Origin of the sequence: Streptomyces sp. NPDC002994 (assembly GCF_040611155.1) — a bacterium.
In the GTDB taxonomy this organism is placed as follows: Bacteria; Actinomycetota; Actinomycetes; order Streptomycetales; family Streptomycetaceae; genus Streptomyces.
Window position 1 is genome coordinate 22,866 of sequence record NZ_JBEXNQ010000004.1, and the last position, 17,487, is coordinate 40,352.

The window sequence follows — 17,487 nt, forward strand, 5'->3', positions numbered from 1 at the left end:
GAGCCCTCTGCCCGTGCGAGCAGAGAATACGAAGTCGGCACCCCGCGTCCAGGTCGGATGTCCGGCATTCGGACGGACGTGCGCGGGGGCGCGCCCGCGGCGAAAGCCGTGGACGCGCCCTTGACCAGCGGTTATGCAGTTCTGCGGGCGTCTCAGAAGGTGAGACTCCAGCTGTCGATGTAGCCGGTGTCACCCGAGGCCACGTCACGGACCTGGAGCTTCCAGGTGCCGTTGGCGACCTCACTCGAAGCGTCGACCGTGTACGTCGCGAGGACGTTGTCGGCGCTGTCCGAGGACGACGAGGGCTTCAGGTTGCGCACGGTGCCGTCCGGGGCGATCAGGTCGATGACCAGGTCGCCGCGCCAGGTGTGCTTGATGTCCACGTCGACCTTGAGGGCGGCGGGGGCGTTGCCGGTGCGGCCGGTCACGGCGATCGAGGACGCGACGGTGGTGTTGTCGCTGATCGTCACGTTCGCGGCATTGGTGAAGGTGGCACCGGGGGTGGTGGTGCCGGTGACGGCGTTCACGGTCTTCGTCGTGTCGGCGATGCCGGAGCCGCAGCCGCCGGTGCAGGTGCCGGGCAGCGGACGGGCGTTGGCCTTGATCGCGGACTCGATGTCGGCCGGGGTGAGGGTGCTCTTGGCGGACTTGAGAAGCGCGGCGAGGCCGGCGATGTGTGGGGCGGCCATCGAAGTGCCCTGGTAGGGCTTGTAGTTCTCGGTGGACTGGGTGGTGGTACCGGAGTTCAGCGTGGAGAGGATGCCGTTCTCGGGGGTGGTGACGGTACCGGGCGTGTCCGTGGCGCGACGGGTCTCGCCGCCGGGCGCGGAGACGTCGATGATGGTGCCGTAGTTCGAGTAGAACGAACGGTTGCCCTCACGGCTGGTCGACGCCACGTTGATGACGCCGGAGCAGTTGGCGGGCGTGAAGCCGGAGGCGTTGGCGTTGCTGTTGCCCGCCGCGACGACCACGGTGGTGCCGCGCGAGACGGCTCCGTTGATGGCGGTCTGGTAGACGCTCGGGCAGGTGGAGCTCGCGCCGCCGAGGCTCAGGTTGATGACCTTGGCCGGGGTCGCGTTCGCCGCGACGCCCGGGACGGTGCCGCCGGACGCCCAGGTGATGGCGTCGGCGATGTCCGCCGAGGAGCCGCCGCACTTGCCGAGCACGCGCACGGGCTGGATCTTCGAGCTGTAGGCGATGCCCGCGATGCCCTTGGTGTTGTGCGTCGTGGCGCCGATCGTGCCCGCGACGTGCGTGCCGTGCCAGGAGGAGTTGCTGGCCCGGGAACCGGTGCCGCACTCGCCGTCGGTGGCGTTCCAGTCGCCCTCGTCCTTGGCGTCGCTGTCACGGCCGTTGCCGTCGCGGGCGTCCGCGGAGGAGGAGATGAAGTCGTACCCGGCGACGACGTTGCCGGCCAGGTCCGAGTGGGCGGCGTAACCTGTGTCGATGACGGCGACGGTGACGCCGCTGCCGGTCGTCTTGTCCCAGGCGCCGGGGACGTTCATGCCCCCCGTGGCCTCGAACAGGTCCCACTGCTTGCTGTAGTCGGTGTCGTTCGGGGTGACCGCCATCGCGTACGCGCGGATGTCGGCCTCCACGGACGCGACCGACGAGTCGGCGCGGAAGGCTTCCATGACCTCGGTGAGGTCCTTCTTGGAGGCCTCGCCGCCCAGGTCGACGAGGGCCGCACCGCCGGCGAGGCGGCGCTCGAACGACAGGCTCTCGCCGGTCTCCTCGCCCTTGGCGGCCGCGTCCTTCTTGGCGGCGGTGTTGGAACCGGCCTCGGCGGCCTTGGACTTGTAGGTGACGATGACCTTCTCGACCGGCGCGGCCGGCAGCTTGGTCATGGCCTGCGAAGCCGGAGCCGGAGCCGGCTTCGAGGAGGGGCCCGCGGCGGCGGCGGACGCCACGGAGGAGGTGGCAACGACGCCGGCGATCGTGGCGGTCGCGGCCACGACGGATATGAGTCTCCGCCTGGAACCGTTCAAGGTGTTCCCTTTCATGACGTACGTGCGGAGCGCGGGCGGGCGGCGCGAGAACCGCGAGTGGCGTGGGGGCCACGGGTTCGCGATTCCTGGGCTGGGGTGAGCCCGTGCGCCGCCGCCGGCGCTACGGCCTCTGACCAAGGCCGTCCCCGGCGCACCCCACCCTTTACATGCACCTGACAGCCAATGGCCAGGAGACGGGATTCGCCGGTGCGGCAGACAGTAGGGAACGGCGAGATGAACCCGATACGGGGAAAACCCTTGTCACCCCCGCAAGGGGTCCGGAGGGAGGGGCTCCGCAGGAGCGGGAGACCGGTTCAGGGCCGGTACCGGCCCGGCTCCGGGCCAAGGCTGTAGCGTCGACCCCCGCAATGGAGACCATCACCCTGTGGCAATTCGCAGCGCTGGCCGCCGCATCCGCCCTGGTCGGCTTCTCGAAGACCGCCGTCAGCGGCGCCAATACGGTCAGCCTCGCCGTCTTCGCCGCCGTACTGCCGGCGCGCGAATCGACCGGTGTACTGCTGCCGATCCTGATCGCCGGGGACCTGATCGCGGTCCTCGTCTACCGGCGGCACGCCCACTGGCCGACCCTGCTCCGGCTCTTCCCGGCCGTCGCGGTGGGCGTGGTGGCGGGCGCGGTGTTCATGCTGTGGGCCGACGACGGCGATGTACGTACATCGATCGGCGCAATCCTGCTGCTGATGGCGGGGGTCACGCTGTGGCCCCGGCGCACGCCCTCGGAAGCGGCAGCGGAGCCCGTGGTGGACACGGCAGCGCGCGGCGGCCGGATCAAGGCGCGTTCGTACGGCGTGCTCGGCGGCTTCACCACGATGGTCGCCAACGCGGGCGGACCGGTCATGTCGCTCTATCTGCTCTCCGCGGGCTTCCGGAAGCTCGGCTTCCTCGGCACGTCGGCGTGGTTCTTCCTGATCGTGAACACCTCGAAGGTGCCGTTCAGCGTCGGCCTCGGCCTGATCGACGCCCGGTCCCTGCTGCTGGACGCGGCCCTGGTGCTCTTCGTCGTCCCGGGCGCCTACCTCGGCCGCACATGCCTGGACCGGATCAACCAGCGCCTCTTCGAGCAGCTGGTGATCGGGGCGACGGTACTCGGCGGGCTTCAGCTGCTGCTTCGCTGAAACGCGAAACGTGAGAGTCGAAATGGTGCGGGAGGTGTGGTTCGTAACGAAAGTGGAGGCGTAAACGCGACCCTTTCACGCTGGGAGAGACCCATGGCTCACCTCAACCGACGCGACCTCGGCCTGCTCGTACTGCGCGTGGGCACCGGAACCGTGCTGGCGGCGCACGGCACGCAGAAGCTGCTCGGCTGGTTCGGCGGCGGAGGCGTGGAGGGGACCGCGACGGCCATGGAGCACATGGGCTTCAGCCCCGGCCGGCAGAGCGCCGTCGCGGCCGGGCTCGGCGAGGCCGGCGGTGGGGTGTTCCTGGCCCTCGGGCTCGCCACGCCCGCAGCCGGCGCGGCGGCGGCCGGAGCGATGGCCGGGGCCGTCGCCGTACACGCGCCCGCCGGATTCTTCGCCCAGTCGGGCGGCTATGAATACCCCGCGTTCCTCGGCTTCACCGCGGCCGCCATCGGCCTCACCGGAGCCGGCCGCTATTCGCTGGACCACGCCACGGGGCACCGGTTCGACCAGCGGTGGACCGTGGCACTGGCCTTCGCGGTCAGCGCGCTCGCGGCGGCCGGGGTCCTCACCAAGCGCAGCAAGGCACAGGCGGAAGGCCCTCAGGACGAGGTGTAGGCGCTCTCACGGCCGGCCTACTTGGGCGGCAGGCCGGCCGCGAAGGCGTGCCCTTCGCGGATCCACGCGTCGAGCTCGGCGTCCTCGGCGAGCGCGTTCGCCGCGACGACGACCCAGCCGCGCATCGGGCGGCCGCTGAAGTCGAAGACGCGCGCGCCGGGGCGGGCCAGCGCGGCGTCGGTGTCGTCGGGCCCGACACGCACCATGAGTTCGTCCCCGATGACGCCTACGGCCATGTTGCCCTGACGCAGGAACGCCAGGCCGCCGAACATGCGCTTCTCGGTGATCAGCGGATCCGTGCCGAGTCGTTCGCGGATCCGCTCGGCCAGTCCTTCGTCGAATGCCATGACACACCTCCGGAAGTGAAGGGACTCACGGGGTCCGCTCCAGCAGCTTGCGTTCGAGGTCACGCAGGTCCTTGCCGATGGAGGAGCGGACCTTTCGCGCCATGATCGGCGCGGCCAGGCGGTAAAACCCGCCCGCGTCGCCGCGGACGCGGATGCCCACGAGCGTGCCGTGTGGATGCGGCGCGAACGTGTACGTGACGTGCATCGGCATCGGTCCGGCCACCGACACCATGTCCAGCAGCTCGGCCGGCTCGTGCTCGGCGACACGGAGCACGTAGTCGATGCGTTTGCCGAGGAAGTACGCGGTACGGGTCACCTCGGCGCCCACACCGAACCCGCCGCCGTCCGCTTCCCGGGTCAGTGTCGCTACGCCGATGCCCTGGGTCCACTCGGGATCGTTGCGCCAGTCCATGGCATAGCCCGCCACTCGGCCGGGCGGGAGCGGGATCACCCGCTCCGCTGTTTCGTCGATCGTCATGGGGTGTGCCGCCTTGCCGTTGGTGCCGACCGTGCCGACCGTGCCGTCCGTGCTGATGCCGTCCGTGAACCGTGTCAGACGGTGAAGTGGGGCACCGGCTTTCCGGTCTCGACGTACTCCTTGAGGCGCATGAACATGCCCGCCCAGCCCATCGTTACCTCACGGAACATGTCGTCGATCTCGGTGAAACCGGTGTGGTCGAACCGCACCAGTGTGCCGCCCTCGGGGTGCGCCTCCAGCGCGTAGAGCAGCTCAGTGCCCACCCACTGCGGCGGCCCGGCGATCACGGTCTGCGCCAGACGCTTGCCCGGCTCCGCCTGGTCGATACGGAAGTCCCAGGTCATCGGAGCGTCCGGGAAGGAGAGCCGGTGCAGGGCGCCGACACCCTCCCCGATCTCGGCGCCGGTGGTGAACCAGCCGGCCACGCCGTCGGCGGTGGAGATGGCGCGGTAGACGGCCTCAGGGGTGGAGTCGATACGGGTTTGCAGGGCGATGTCAGCTCCAATCTTCACTTTAGCCAACACTAAAATGACATCCCCGCCCATGGCAAATTGAAGCGGCGGCTAAAATGTTCTGCATGGATGCGGTACGGGCGGTCGCCGAACCCAGACGGCGCGAGATCCTGCGCCTGGTCTGGGACACAGAGCTGTCCGCGGGAGAGATCGCCGAGCGATTCGACGTCACCTTCGGCGCCGTCTCCCAGCACCTCAAGGTGCTCAGGGACAACGGGCTGGTTACGCTGCGCCAGGACGGCAACAAGCGCTTCTACCAAGCGGATCGCGAGGGTATGGGCCCGCTGGCCGACTACTTGCAGTCGATGTGGGTCAACAGGCTCGACGCCCTCGCCGAACTGGCGGAGGCGGCCGAGCGCGCAGAGGAGTCGGAAGGGCCGGCCTCATGAGCACGGACGTAGTCACGGTCGAACGGCGCATCGCCGCCCGCCCCGAGACGGTGTTCTCCTTCTTCACCGACTGCGAGAAGTGGCTGTCCTGGATGGGCACGGACGGCGAGTTCACTTTCGAGCCCGACGGTGCCTACCGCACCACGGTCATCGGCGAGAACGTCGCCGCCGGACGCTTCGTCGAGATCGACCCGCCCAAGCGCCTTGTCTTCACGTGGGGTTGGGTCGAGGGGGCCGGGCCCGTGCCGCCCGGCTCCACCACCGTGGAGATCACCCCGGAGCCGGTCCCGGAAGGCACCCTGCTCCGTCTGGTGCACAGCGGCCTGCCCGCCCCCGAGGCCCGCGCAGCGCACGCGGAAGGCTGGACGCACTACGTGGAGCGCCTCGCGGTACGGGCAGAAGGCGGCGACCCCGGCCCCGACGACTGGGCGTGACCGCTCGGCGCGCGCCACGCCCGGCCTCGTCGCCGCCCGCCGGCCCGGAGCGCTTTACGGTGGCCTGATGCGACCTGTTCCCAGGTGGGCCCTGCTGTCGTCGGGGTGTGCCCCTGTCCTGCTGGTCGGAGGCTGGGTGATCGCCGGACTGCTGCAGGGCCCTGCCTACGATCCCGCCACTCAGACGATCAGCGTCCTGGGGGCCTACGGAGCTGCGGGATTCTGGGTGATGACCGGAGCACTCCTCGCCCTGGGCGTCTGCCACTTGCTCACCGCCTGGGGGCTGCGCCCGGCCGCGCTCGCCGGACGTGTGGCGCTGGGCGGCGGCGGAGTGGCGGCGTTCGTGGTGACTCTGCTCCCGGCGCCGAGCAGCGGCGGGTCCCTGCGCCACGGGTCAGTCGCCGTGGTGGGCTTCACTCTCCTGGCGGTGTGGCCGGTGCTGGCTGCCGATCGCGGCGGAGCCGCACCCTGGGGACTACGGCCCGCCCCCTCCCTCGTGGCGACCGCTCTGATGGGCGTCGGGGCGGTCTGGTTCCTGATCGAAACACACCGTCACGGAGTCCCTGGTGTCGCTGAACGCCTTGTGACATGCATTCAGTCCCTATGGCCCTTGGTCGTCGTTGCTTCTTGCCTTTGGTATCCCCACAGCGATGAACCTTCGAAGTGATCGTGGCTCGTCAGGCGACCTTTTTGGCCAGGAACCGGCGCAGCTTCGTCAGCGGCCACGTGTTGATGACGTCTTCCGTCGTCAGCCAGCCGCGCTGCGCCGTCGCCACCCCGTAGCGCATGTACGGCAGATGTGTGATGGCGTGTGCGTCGGAGTTCACGGCGAACTTCACGCCGTACCGCTTCGCGCGCAGGATGTCCTCGTCGCACAGGTCGAGGCGCTCGGGATGCGCATTGACCTCCAGAGCGGTGCCCGCCCGCGCGCAGGCCTTGAAGACCGCGTCGAAGTCGGCATCGATGCCCGGGCGTTTGCCGATCCGGCGGGTCGTGGGATGGCCGATGACGGCGACATGCGGGTTCTCGCAGGCGCGGATGAGACGGCGGGTGAGTTCCGACCTGCTCTGGTTGAAGTGGGAGTGGACCGAGGCCACACAGATGTCGAAATCCGCGAGGAACTCGTCGGGCCAGTCCAGGGTGCCGTCCGGGCCGATGTTGAGTTCCGTGCCGTGCAGCAGCCGCATCTTGTGGTGCGCGCCGTCGAGTGCGCGGACCCGCTCGCGCTGGGCGAGGATCTTCTCGTCGGTCATGCGCTGCATGTACAGGTTGGGGGCGTGGTCGGTGACGGCGTAGTACGCGTAACCGCGTGCGGCAGCGGCGGCGACCATGTCCTCCAGCGGGGCCAGCCCGTCGGTGAAGTCGGTGTGGGTGTGCAGATCGCCGCGGATGTCCTTCTCCGTCAGGAGGTCCGGGAGTTCGCCGCGCAACCCGGCCGCGATCTCGCCGCGGTCCTCGCGCAGCGTCGGCGGTATCCAGGGCAGTCCGAGCCTGGCGTAGATCTCCTCCTCCGTCTCGGAGGTGATGCTCTCGCCGCTCTCGGCGTCGAAGAGCCCGTACTCGGACAGCTTGAGGCCTTGACGCACCGCGATTGCGCGCGTGCGAATGTTGTGCGCCTTGGAGCCCGTGAAGTACTGCAGCCCCGCGCCCCAGGACGCCGGGGGAAGGACCCGCAGATCCACCTGAAGCCCCGTGGTGGTGCGCACGGAGGTCTTCTTCTCCCCGTGTGCGATGACCTCGGCCGTCTGCGGAAGGGCGGCGAGGGCGTCCATGAACGGGGCCGACCGGCGCGCCGCCACCAGGATGTCGACGTCCCCGATGGTCTCCTTCATACGGCGCAGGGACCCCGCGTACGAACACCGGACGCAGCCGCGGATGTCCGACAGCTCGGCAACGAGCTGCTCGGCGACGTCCATGGCGGCGCTGACGAGGATCCGGCCCTCACCGGCCTTCTGCAGCACCGAGATGCCGTGCAGGATGTTGAGCTCGGTCCGCTCTCCGAAGCCCTTCAGATCGCGCAGCCGTTCCTTGTGAATGGCGTCGAGCAGCTGGTCGACGGAGGCGACTGTGAGCTCCTCGTACAGGACCATGGCTTTGCGGGGCCCGAGCCCCGGAATCATGATCAGCTCGCGCACTCCGGCCGGCACGGACGCCCGTGCCTCCTCGACGACGGACATACGGCCGGTCCGCAGGTACTCCATGATCTTGTCGGCGACAGACTTGCCGACGTTCGGGATCTCGCGCAGCCCCTTGGTGTCCAGTTCCGCGACATCCTCCGGGTAGCCCCCGACGGCGCGGGCGGCCTTTTCGTAGGCGCGCGCCTTGAATGCCTCCCCGCCCCGGATCGCGATGAGGTCGGCGTACTCCTGGAGCAGCGCCTCCACCTGGTCGTTGGCTCGCACCATGTTTCCAGGGTGCCCCCGCTCGCGCCCGACCGAACAGGCGAGTCGTTGTAGGCTGCGGGGAACGCCCTTGACCCGCCTGAAGCGGGCAGGGAGCCGACAGATGGGGAGTTTCTCCGTGCTTCGTACCATGTTCAAGTCCAAGATTCACCGTGCCACCGTGACGGAGGCCGACCTTCATTACGTCGGTTCCGTCACCGTCGACGCCGCGCTGATGGAGGCGGCCGACCTGCTCCCCGGGGAGCTTGTCCACATCGTCGACATCACCAACGGTGCGCGCCTGGAGACGTACGTCATCGAGGGCGAGCGCGGTTCGGGTGTCATCGGTATCAACGGTGCCGCCGCTCACCTGGTCCACCCCGGTGACCTCGTCATCCTCATCAGCTACGCCCAGGTCGACGACGCCGAGGCGCGCGCCCTGGAGCCGCGGATCGTGCATGTCGACGCCGGAAACCGGATCGCCGCGCTCGGCGCCGACCCGTCGGAGCCCGTACCGGGCAGCGACACCCGCAGGAGCCCCTACGCCCGTGCGGGCGAAGGGGTAGATGCAGGCCTGGGAGCCGGCGCTCAGTAGGCGGGGCCCGCTCAGGCCTAGCATCGCGGCATGCTCACACTGCTGCACACTTCCCCTGTCCACGTGCCGGTCTTCGACGCGTTGCGCGACCGGGAGCACCCCGGCCTCGAAATGCGCCATGTGGTCCACGAGGAACTGCTGGCCCTGGCCCGCTCCGGCGGGCCCGGCGCGGCGGACGCCGCGACCGCCGCGGTGCTCGCCGAGGTCGTCGGTGAGGGCGGAGCCACCGCCGTGCTGTGTACGTGCTCCAGCATCGGAGCTGCGGCGGAGGCCTACGCCGCTCGGCTCGGCGTGCCCGTGCTGCGCGTGGACCGGCCCATGGCGGCCGCCGCTGTCGCCGCAGCGCCGGAACGCGACACTGTCCGTATCGCGGTGGTCGCCACGGTGGACAGCACCTTCGGGCCGACGTGCGACCTGATACGGGAAGAAGCGGAGCGGGCGGGGCGGCCGGCCGACATCCGCACCGTTTTGGCCGAAGGCGCCTGGAAGCACTTCGAGGACGGCGACCAGGACGGCTACCTCGACGTTGTCGCGCGGGTCGTCGACACCATCATCGGCGTGGATGTGGTGGTGCTGGCCCAGAGCTCCATGGCCGACGCGGCCGCGCGCGTCGTCCGTAGTCACATCGCCGTGCCCGTGCTCTCCAGCCCGGCGCCCGGACTGCGGGCGGCAGCGGCGGCCGTACCCCTCATTCCGGTTAGTCCCGGCCCCTGATGTGTGGCCCCGGCGGGCGCGGGCAGCCGCACGGGGAGAAAGTGGGTCCGTCATACAACGACGACAGGCAGGAGGCCAGTGATGACACATCCCTACGCCGATCCGGTTACGCCGCCCCCCGCCCCGGGTCCCGGTCCCGGCCCGCTGCCCGACCCGGGCCCCCTGCCCGGCCCCGGCCCCGCGCCCGGTCCTGGCCCCGGTCCTGAGCCAGGGCCCGCCCCAGGTCCGACCCCGGCCCCGCCTCCGACTCCTGGTCCAGGACCGGTTCCGCCCGGTCCGGCGCCCGATCCGATCCCGAAGCCGCCGGGGCCCGATCCCGTACCCGAGCCGGAGCCGCAGCCCGGACCGACCGGCGTCTGACCGGCTGGCGCCTGATCAGCCGGTGCGCACCTCCGACCGGTCACCGCCCCACAGGGTGTGGAACGAACCCTCGCGGTCGGTGCGCCGGTAGGTGTGCGCGCCGAAGAAGTCGCGCTGCCCCTGCGTGAGGGCCGCGGGCAACCGCTCCGCGCGCAGCGCGTCGTAGTACGCGAGCGCCGCCGAGAAGCCCGGCGTCGGCACGCCCCGCAACGCCGCGGCCACCACCACCGCGCGCCAGTCGTCCTGCGCCGCGCCGATCTCCTCGGCGAACCCCTTGTCGGAGAGCAGGCTCACCAGCCCGGGTTCGGCGTCGTACGCGGCCCTGATCCGGTCGAGGAACGCCGCCCGGATGATGCAGCCCGAGCGCCAGATCGAGGCGACGGCCCCGAGGTCGATGCCCCAGTCGTACGTCTCGCCGCCCGCCCGGATCTGGTGGAAGCCCTGCGTGTACGACACGATCTTGGACGCGTAGAGCGCCTGCTCGACCTGGTCGGCGAAGGCGGCCGCCTCGGCCTCGCCCAGCGGCGCCGCCGTCGGCCCCGGCAGCCCGCGCGAGGCCTGTCGCAGATCCGTATGCCCGGACACGGAGCGGGCGAAGACCGCCTCCGCGATGCCCGAAACCGGCACGCCCAGATCGAGCGCGATCTGAACCGTCCACCGCCCCGTGCCCTTCTGCTCGGCCTCGTCCGCGACGACGTCCACGAAGGGCTGGTCGGTGGTGTCATCGATGTGCGCCAGCACCTCGGCGGTGATCTCGATCAGGTACGAGTCGAGGCGGCCGGTGTTCCACGAGCGGAAGGTCCTGGAGATCTGCTCGGGGCTGTATCCCGCGACGGACCGCAGCAGGTGGTATGCCTCGGCGATCAGCTGCATGTCGGCGTACTCGATGCCGTTGTGGACCATCTTCACGAAGTGGCCCGCGCCGTCAGGACCGATGTGGGTGACGCACGGCGTGCCGTCCTTCGCCTTCGCGGCGATCCTCTCCAGCAGCGGGCCCAGTGACTCGTACGACTCCGCCGACCCGCCCGGCATGATGCTCGGGCCGTGCAGCGCGCCCTCCTCGCCGCCCGAGATGCCCGTACCGACGAAGTGGATGCCGAGCTCCCGCATCTCCTTCTCCCGGCGCCTGGTGTCCGCGAAGTGCGCGTTGCCGCCGTCGATGATGACGTCACCCCGCTCCAGCAGCGGCGCGAACTCCTGGATCACCGCGTCCGTCGGGTCGCCCGCCTTCACCATGACGACCAGGCGGCGCGGTCGCTCCAGTGCGGCCACGAAGTCCTTGGCCTTTTCGGCGGGAACAAACGTGCCCTCGTCTCCGAATTCCTCGACGAGGGCGTGCGTCTTGGCCGCCGTGCGATTGTGCACCGCGACTGTGAATCCATTGCGCGCGAAGTTGCGGGCGAGGTTGCTGCCCATTACCGCGAGCCCCGTTACACCGATCTGGGCCTTACCACTCATGCGTGAGCTCCTGGGGTGTCCGTGTCTGCGTCCGTAGGGATACGTACCAACGGACCCGGCTGTTCATCGATCTTCAAGCCGCGCGGCCCCATCCGCATTCCGGCCGCGGCCCGGCCGGTCGAAATTCGATTGAGGGCATGTCAATATGCCAGCGGCAGTGGAGAGTTAACCGTTTGTGCCCTTGTCATGACCCGTGAGGGGCCGTACTTTTGCCGATTGCGACGTGTCCGACGCGTTAGTGGGGGGAACCGAGCCATGGCCGCATCCGGTCGACACCGCCGATACCAGCCGAGCCGTATCAACCGTGCATCGCTGACGGTCACGGCCGGCGGAGCCGGGATAGCCCTGCCGCTGGTCGCGTCAGGACCGGCCGGCGCCGCGTCGGTGGATGTCTGGGAGAAGGTCGCGGCCTGTGAGTCGACCAACGACTGGAAGATCAATACGGGCAACGGCTATTACGGCGGGCTGCAGTTCAAGCAGTCCACCTGGCAGGCGTACGGCGGCACGGCGTACGCCCCGCGCGCCGACCTTGCCACAAAGGATCAGCAGATCGCTGTGGCCGAGAAGGTGCTCAAGGGACAGGGGCCGACGGCCTGGCCGCTGTGTTCCGTACGGGCAGGCCTGACCCGCGGCGGCGACGCGCCGGACGTCAGCACCGGGCCCAAGGCCGCCCCCAAGACGGCGACGCAGCCCAAGAAGGCCTCGACCGGCACCGCCGGGCCCGGCACCAAGGACCCCGGCCCGGCGAAGGCCCAGGAGAAGGGGAAGCCGAAGCCGAAGGGGGCTGCGAAGACGTACACCGTGGCCGGTGGTGACACCCTCTCCGCCATCGCGGACGCCGAGGACGTGAGCGGCGGTTGGCGGAGCCTCTACACCGCGAACCGCGACGTCGTCGGCAGCGACCCCGACCTGATCATTCCGGGGCAGCGGCTGTCTCTGGACGGTGGCACGAAGAGACCCGAGGCGGGCACGAAGGCGAAGGAGAAGCCGAAGGAGAGGGGGAACGCGAAACGGGGAACCGGCACGAAGGCCGAAGCCGAGCGCGCCTCCGTCTCCAAGCCTGCCCAGCAGGAGAGCAAGGCCCCGGCGCTCACCGCCCCCGTCGAGACCGGCCCCAGTACGCCCTACCGCGCGGCCGGTTCCTCCTGGGCCAAGGGCTACCACACTGGCGTCGACTTCCCGGTGCCCACCGGCACCGCCGTGAAATCCGTCGCTCCCGGCCGGGTCGTCTCGGCCGGCTGGGGCGGGGCGTACGGCTACCAGGTCGTCGTACAGCACGCCGACGGCAGGTACAGCCAGTACGCGCACCTGTCGGCGCTCACCGTCCGCGAGGGCCAGAAAGTGGGCGGCGGCCAGCGCATCGGCCGCTCGGGCTCCACCGGCAACAGCACGGGCCCCCACCTCCACTTCGAGGTGCGTACCGGGCCCGGCTACGGTTCGGACGTCGATCCGCTGGCCTACCTCAGGGCGGGTGGCGTCACCATCTGAGTCCGCGCCTGCGGCCCGGCCGCAAGAAGGGCCACTGCCGGCGCTGCCGGTGACGTCGCCACCGGCGACGGTACGGCGGGCAGCCGCCGCTGCCGCTCCGCGTGCGCCCCGAGCCGCTCCGTCGTCAGCAGGATCAGCCCGCCCGCCGCGACGACCCCGCAGCCCAGCGCCAGGGCGGTACCCGTCGCGCCGTACCTGAAGTGCTCGCCGAAGAGCGTGATGCCCACGGCGGCCGCGACCACCGGGTTGACCACGGTGACCGTGGCCAGCGGGGCGGCCAGGCCGGCGCCCCGGTACGACGCCTGGGAGAGCATCATGCCCGTCGCTGCCAGCCCCGCGATCGTCAGCAGGCTCGGAAGCTGTCCGGTCAGTCCGGTCAGTCCGGTCGTTGCCGTCAGGCCGCCGAGGCCGCCGGACGACGACCAGTCGACAGCCACCGTCTTGGTGAACACCGAAGCGATTCCGAACGCGGCGCCCGCCGCCGTCGCGAGCAGGATGCTGCGTACGACGGCACGGTGCACCCGTTGCGCCACGAGGAACACCACCGCCACCCCGCCGCACGTCACCAGCGCCACCGCCAGCCGCTCGCCGCCGCCCAGCGACTGCACGTCTGCCGTGCCGGTCAGCGACAGCAGGCCCGCGAGACCGGCCGACGCCATGATCGCGCCGCGCCAGGCAGCGGCGCCCGCCCTGCGGCGTACCAACACAGCCGCCATCGGCAACGCGAACACGATGGTCAGCGCGCCCAGCGGCTGGACCAGACTCAGCGGCCCGTACGAGAGAGCCCCGACATGCAGCAGCGCGCCGAGCCCGTTGAGCACCACGGCCGCCCACCACGCGCCGTGGCGCAGCGGGGCGTAGGGGCGGGTCGGGGTCGTGGACGCGACGCGCTCCTGGACGATGGCCCCGGCCGCATAGGCGACAGCGGAGACCAGCGCCAGCAGCACGGACGTCGCGAGAGCACTCATGTACTCCACGATGTCTCTTCAAAGCCTTCGCGTCGTCGTCCTTGAGCAGGCATTCGGACGTACTGCCGACGTTGTACGCAGTAGCCCCGCAGTCCTCCTCCCGGCGGTCCACCCCCCCTCCCACGGGTGGACACAGGGGCCCCGCCCCTCGGCGCAGCGGCGTGTGAGACTTGCCCGGGTGAAAGGGGCGAACCATGGACCTGGCAGAAGTGGCACCGGTGGGCGGGTTCTTCGCGCTGCGCACCCGGACACCCGACGCGGGTGCCGGTGCCGGTGCTCACGTTCCGCTCGCGCGGATCTACGCGGGTGACGTGGGCCCGCTGACGTTCCGCGTCGACAAGGTCGCCGCGCGGCTCGGCGCCCCTGAACGCAGAGTCGCCGCTTCCATCGCACATCTGGGACTCGCCGCCCGGCTGTGGTCGATCGCCCTGGGGGCGGCCGCGCTGTACGGCGAATTCCCCGACCTCCCGCCGGACGATCTGCGGTGGAACGCCGACCTGACGTCGCCGCACGACCTGTGGCTGGCGGCGCCGCCGCGCGCGCTGCCCGCCACCGCCGACCGCATCCGCGAGGTGGTTCAGTACGGTCATCTCCTGCCCCTCGCGGACGCGTTCCGCCAGGACGGACGGATCTCACGCCCGCTGCTCTGGGGCAACGCGGGTTCGGCGCTGGCCGGCGCCGCCCGCGAGCTCCACGCCTGGGCACGCAAGAACGGGCGCCCCGAAGTGGGGGAGCGGGCCTTGAATCTGGCCGCCGAGCTCTTCCGCCACCCGGACCTGCGTCCCACCGGCACCCTGAACGGCGCGGCCTTCCGCCGCCGCAGCTGTTGTCTCTACTACCGCTGCCCGTCCGGTGGCCTGTGCGGCGACTGCGTATTCGACCACTCTCCGCAGCGGTCTTCCGCACAGCCCGTATCTGAGTGACCATCAAAGGAGGGTGACGACGGGAGGACCGCGGTGAAGGTGGGACTGCTCACCCGTGAGTATCCGCCGGACGTGTACGGCGGCGCCGGGGTCCATGTCGAGTTCCTGGCCCGGGAGTTACGGCCCCTCGTCGACATCGAAGTGCACTGCTGGGGCGCCCGTGACCCGCTCGAAGGGGGTGTCACGGGCCACCGCTTCGACGACGTACTCGCAGGCGCCAATGAAGCCTTGCGCGCCTTCTCCGTCGACCTGTCGATGGCCGCCGCACTCGAAGGGTGCGACCTGGTCCACTCCCACACCTGGTACACCAGCCTCGCGGGTCACGTCGGGAAGCTGCTGCACGGCATCCCGCACGTCATGACCGCGCACTCGCTGGAGCCTCTGCGCCCCTGGAAGGCCGAGCAACTGGGCGGCGGATACGCCCTGTCCAGCTGGGCCGAGCGCGCGGCGATCGAGTCGGCCGACGCCGTCATCGCCGTCTCGCACGGCATGCGCGCCGACATCCTGAGCAGTTACCCGGCCCTCGACCCCGACCGGGCGCGTGTCGTACACAACGGCATCAACACCTCGCTCTACCGGCCCGACCCGGACACGGAAGTGCTCGATCGCATCGGAATCGACGAGGAGCGCCCGTACGCCCTCTTCGTCGGCCGGATCACCCGGCAGAAGGGCGTCCCCCACCTGCTCCGCGCGGCCCGCCGCCTCGACCCGGCCACGCAGCTCGTCCTGTGCGCCGGCGCTCCCGACACCCCGGAGATCGAGCGGGAGTTCCGCGAGCTCGTGAGTGAGCTGCGCCGTACCCGTGACGGGGTGCACTGGGTCGAGCGAATGCTGCCGCGCCCGGACGTCGTCCAACTGCTCACCCACGCCTCGGTGTTCGTCTGCCCGTCGGTGTACGAGCCGCTCGGCATCGTCAACCTGGAGGCGATGGCGTGCGGCACGCCCGTCGTCGCCTCGGCGGTCGGCGGCATCCCCGAGGTCGTCGAGCACGGCGGCACCGGGCTGCTCGTACCGTACGAAGAGCAGGATCCCGAGGCCTTCGAGGAGGGCCTGGCCGACGCGGTCAACCGGCTGACCGACGACCGGCGCACCGCGATGCGGATGGGCGCGGCAGGACGGGAGCGTGCCGTGCGGGAGTTCGGCTGGGACGCCGTGGCCCGTCGCACGGTTCAGGTGTACGAGGAGATTCTGAAGTCCAAGTAGCGACGAGCAGGGGGCGCAGATGCGCGGTGGACCTTCGGTGCTCGGGATCGTACTGGCAGGCGGGGAGGGCAAGCGGCTGATGCCACTGACCGCCGACCGGGCCAAACCGGCGGTGACGTTCGGCGGCACGTACCGGCTCGTCGACTTCGTCCTGTCGAACCTGGTGAACGGCGACATCCTGCGCAACTGCGTACTGACGCAGTACAAGTCGCACTCGCTGGACCGCCATGTGACCACCACCTGGCGGATGTCCAGCCTGCTCGGCAATTACGTCACCCCGGTCCCGGCCCAGCAGCGGCTCGGGCCGCGCTGGTACCTGGGGAGCGCCGACGCGATCCTCCAGTCCCTCAACCTCGTGCACGACGAGCAGCCCGACTACATCGCGGTCTTCGGGGCCGACCACGTCTACCGCATGGATCCCCGGCAGATGCTGCGACGCCACATCGAGAGCGGCGCGGGCGTCACGGTCGCCGGCATCCGCGTCCCGCGGACCGAGGCGTCGTCGTTCGGCGTCATTACGCCCGCGTCGGACGGGACGAGGATCGAGAGGTTCCTGGAGAAGCCCGCGGACCCGCCGGGCCTGCCGGGGGACCCTCGGCGTGTCTTCGCCTCCATGGGCAACTACATGTTCACCGCCAAGGTGCTCGTCGACGCCCTGCACCGGGACGCCGAGGACGAGCGCTCGGTGCACGACATGGGTGGCTCGATCCTGCTCATGCTCACCGAGAGCGGGGTGGCGCAGGTCTACGACTTCGACGACAACCACGTGCCGGGGGAGACGGCGCTTGAGCACGGCTACTGGCGCGATGTCGGCACGCTCGACACGTACTACGACGCCCACATGGACCTCATCTCCGCCCAGCCGCAGTTCAGCCTGCACAACCGGCGCTGGCCGGTCTACACCCACCCCGGGCAGCTGCCCCCGGCCCGATTCGTGTCCGGCGGCATCGCGGGGGAGTCGATCGTCAGCGCGGGGTGCGTGATCGGGGGCCAGGTCACCCGGTCTGTGCTCTCGCCGGGTGTGGTGGTGGAGGAGGGGGCGGTGGTGCAGGGGTCTGTGCTGCACGACAACGTGCGAGTGGGCCGGGGAGCGGTGGTCCGGGGCTCGATCCTGGACAAGAACGTCGACGTACCGCCGGGGGCGACGATCGGGGTGAACCCGGAGCGTGACGAGCAGCTCTACACGGTCTCGAAGAACGGCGTCATAGCCCTGGGCAAGGGCCAGCCGGTCTCGTAGCGGGGGCCTTCCCCGACCCGCCCCTTCCCGCTGTGACACTTTGCGGCTCCGCCGCGTGAGGGGCTCCGCCCCAGACCCCGCTCCTCAAACGCCGGAGGGGCTGGATGGTGCCGCTAGCGGGCAAATCCAGCAGTTCGGGAAGGGGCGGGGTGGGGAAAAGAGCCCCGCGCGGCGGCCGGAGCCAGGTCACTCCTTCAGCGTGGCAAACTTGTGCAGGCGGCCGGCACACGGTACGTCGGCCAGCAACACGAGCAACAG

General features: G+C 70.4%; 18 protein-coding genes. 11 read left to right on the forward strand and 7 right to left on the reverse strand.

The annotated features are described in order from the left end of the window. Nucleotides 1-152 precede the first annotated feature (152 nt). Nucleotides 153-1,955, reverse strand: coding sequence for a S8 family serine peptidase (locus tag ABZX79_RS05650; RefSeq protein WP_355252093.1), 1,803 nt, complete (start codon nucleotides 1,953-1,955; stop codon nucleotides 153-155). Between the two features lie 401 nt (nucleotides 1,956-2,356). Here ABZX79_RS05650 and ABZX79_RS05655 point away from each other — a divergent pair, with 401 nt between their 5' ends. Together ABZX79_RS05655 and ABZX79_RS05660 are read left to right on the forward strand one after the other, a co-directional pair. Continuing rightward, nucleotides 2,357-3,121 carry a sulfite exporter TauE/SafE family protein gene (locus ABZX79_RS05655; protein WP_355252096.1) on the forward strand — a complete coding sequence of 255 codons (765 nt, stop codon included), beginning with the start codon at nucleotides 2,357-2,359 and terminating at the stop codon, nucleotides 3,119-3,121. A 93-nt stretch (nucleotides 3,122-3,214) separates the two neighbouring features. Beyond that, a complete protein-coding gene (locus ABZX79_RS05660) occupies nucleotides 3,215-3,742 on the forward strand; it encodes a DoxX family protein (protein WP_355252099.1) in 528 nt (175 codons plus the stop codon). Between the two features lie 17 nt (nucleotides 3,743-3,759). Here the strand turns inward: ABZX79_RS05660 and ABZX79_RS05665 are convergent, their stop codons facing one another. The 3 genes from ABZX79_RS05665 to ABZX79_RS05675 form a co-directional block, all read right to left on the reverse strand. After that, nucleotides 3,760-4,089 (reverse strand): TfoX/Sxy family protein, encoded by a 330-nt coding sequence (locus tag ABZX79_RS05665; protein WP_355252102.1) that lies wholly within the window; start codon nucleotides 4,087-4,089, stop codon nucleotides 3,760-3,762. A 25-nt stretch (nucleotides 4,090-4,114) separates the two neighbouring features. After that, the gene (locus tag ABZX79_RS05670) at nucleotides 4,115-4,567 is read right to left on the reverse strand and encodes an SRPBCC family protein (protein WP_355252105.1); all 453 of its coding nucleotides are present in this window, start codon (nucleotides 4,565-4,567) and stop codon (nucleotides 4,115-4,117) included. Nucleotides 4,568-4,641: 74 nt separating this feature from the next. Further along, nucleotides 4,642-5,079: an SRPBCC domain-containing protein gene (locus ABZX79_RS05675; RefSeq protein ID WP_355252108.1), complete on the reverse strand. Its 438-nt coding sequence runs from the start codon at nucleotides 5,077-5,079 to the stop codon at nucleotides 4,642-4,644. Nucleotides 5,080-5,144: 65 nt separating this feature from the next. On the opposite strand from ABZX79_RS05675, the gene ABZX79_RS05680 reads away from it, so the two are divergent. From ABZX79_RS05680 to ABZX79_RS05690, 3 genes are all read left to right on the forward strand, one after another. Next, nucleotides 5,145-5,468: a metalloregulator ArsR/SmtB family transcription factor gene (locus ABZX79_RS05680; protein ID WP_355252111.1), complete on the forward strand. Its 324-nt coding sequence runs from the start codon at nucleotides 5,145-5,147 to the stop codon at nucleotides 5,466-5,468. Then, nucleotides 5,465-5,902, forward strand: coding sequence for an SRPBCC domain-containing protein (locus tag ABZX79_RS05685; protein ID WP_355252114.1), 438 nt, complete (start codon nucleotides 5,465-5,467; stop codon nucleotides 5,900-5,902). Before ABZX79_RS05680 ends, ABZX79_RS05685 begins: the two co-directional genes overlap by 4 nt. A gap of 67 nt (nucleotides 5,903-5,969) precedes the next feature. Further along, nucleotides 5,970-6,569 carry a DUF998 domain-containing protein gene (locus tag ABZX79_RS05690; protein WP_355252117.1) on the forward strand — a complete coding sequence of 200 codons (600 nt, stop codon included), beginning with the start codon at nucleotides 5,970-5,972 and terminating at the stop codon, nucleotides 6,567-6,569. A gap of 10 nt (nucleotides 6,570-6,579) precedes the next feature. Here ABZX79_RS05690 and polX read toward each other — a convergent pair whose 3' ends face one another. Continuing rightward, nucleotides 6,580-8,307, reverse strand: a complete 1,728-nt coding sequence (gene polX, locus ABZX79_RS05695; protein WP_355252120.1) for a DNA polymerase/3'-5' exonuclease PolX — start codon at nucleotides 8,305-8,307, stop codon at nucleotides 6,580-6,582. Between the two features lie 115 nt (nucleotides 8,308-8,422). On the opposite strand from polX, the gene panD reads away from it, so the two are divergent. Together panD and ABZX79_RS05705 are read left to right on the forward strand one after the other, a co-directional pair. Then, nucleotides 8,423-8,878, forward strand: coding sequence for an aspartate 1-decarboxylase (gene panD / locus ABZX79_RS05700; protein ID WP_355252123.1), 456 nt, complete (start codon nucleotides 8,423-8,425; stop codon nucleotides 8,876-8,878). A 30-nt stretch (nucleotides 8,879-8,908) separates the two neighbouring features. Continuing rightward, nucleotides 8,909-9,592, forward strand: coding sequence for an aspartate/glutamate racemase family protein (locus tag ABZX79_RS05705; RefSeq protein ID WP_355252127.1), 684 nt, complete (start codon nucleotides 8,909-8,911; stop codon nucleotides 9,590-9,592). A gap of 375 nt (nucleotides 9,593-9,967) precedes the next feature. Here ABZX79_RS05705 and gndA read toward each other — a convergent pair whose 3' ends face one another. Further along, the gene (gene gndA / locus ABZX79_RS05710; protein ID WP_355252130.1) at nucleotides 9,968-11,410 is read right to left on the reverse strand and encodes an NADP-dependent phosphogluconate dehydrogenase; all 1,443 of its coding nucleotides are present in this window, start codon (nucleotides 11,408-11,410) and stop codon (nucleotides 9,968-9,970) included. 255 nt (nucleotides 11,411-11,665) lie between these two features. On the opposite strand from gndA, the gene ABZX79_RS05715 reads away from it, so the two are divergent. After that, a complete protein-coding gene (locus tag ABZX79_RS05715) occupies nucleotides 11,666-12,898 on the forward strand; it encodes a transglycosylase family protein (protein WP_355252133.1) in 1,233 nt (410 codons plus the stop codon). On the opposite strand, the gene ABZX79_RS05720 is transcribed toward ABZX79_RS05715, so the two are convergent. After that, on the reverse strand, nucleotides 12,868-13,866 hold the full coding sequence (locus ABZX79_RS05720; RefSeq protein WP_355252136.1) for a DMT family transporter: 999 nt from the start codon (nucleotides 13,864-13,866) through the stop codon (nucleotides 12,868-12,870). The genes ABZX79_RS05715 and ABZX79_RS05720 overlap by 31 nt on opposite strands. A 194-nt stretch (nucleotides 13,867-14,060) precedes the next feature. Here ABZX79_RS05720 and ABZX79_RS05725 point away from each other — a divergent pair, with 194 nt between their 5' ends. The 3 genes from ABZX79_RS05725 to glgC are packed head-to-tail and all read left to right on the forward strand — an operon-like array spanning nucleotide 14,061 to nucleotide 17,229. Next, the gene (locus ABZX79_RS05725; protein ID WP_355252139.1) at nucleotides 14,061-14,789 is read left to right on the forward strand and encodes a (2Fe-2S)-binding protein; all 729 of its coding nucleotides are present in this window, start codon (nucleotides 14,061-14,063) and stop codon (nucleotides 14,787-14,789) included. A gap of 33 nt (nucleotides 14,790-14,822) precedes the next feature. After that, entirely contained in the window at nucleotides 14,823-15,992 is a 1,170-nt protein-coding gene (gene glgA, locus ABZX79_RS05730; protein ID WP_355252142.1) for a glycogen synthase, read from the forward strand. 19 nt (nucleotides 15,993-16,011) lie between these two features. Continuing rightward, nucleotides 16,012-17,229, forward strand: coding sequence for a glucose-1-phosphate adenylyltransferase (glgC, locus tag ABZX79_RS05735; protein WP_355252145.1), 1,218 nt, complete (start codon nucleotides 16,012-16,014; stop codon nucleotides 17,227-17,229). Nucleotides 17,230-17,487 lie beyond the last annotated feature (258 nt).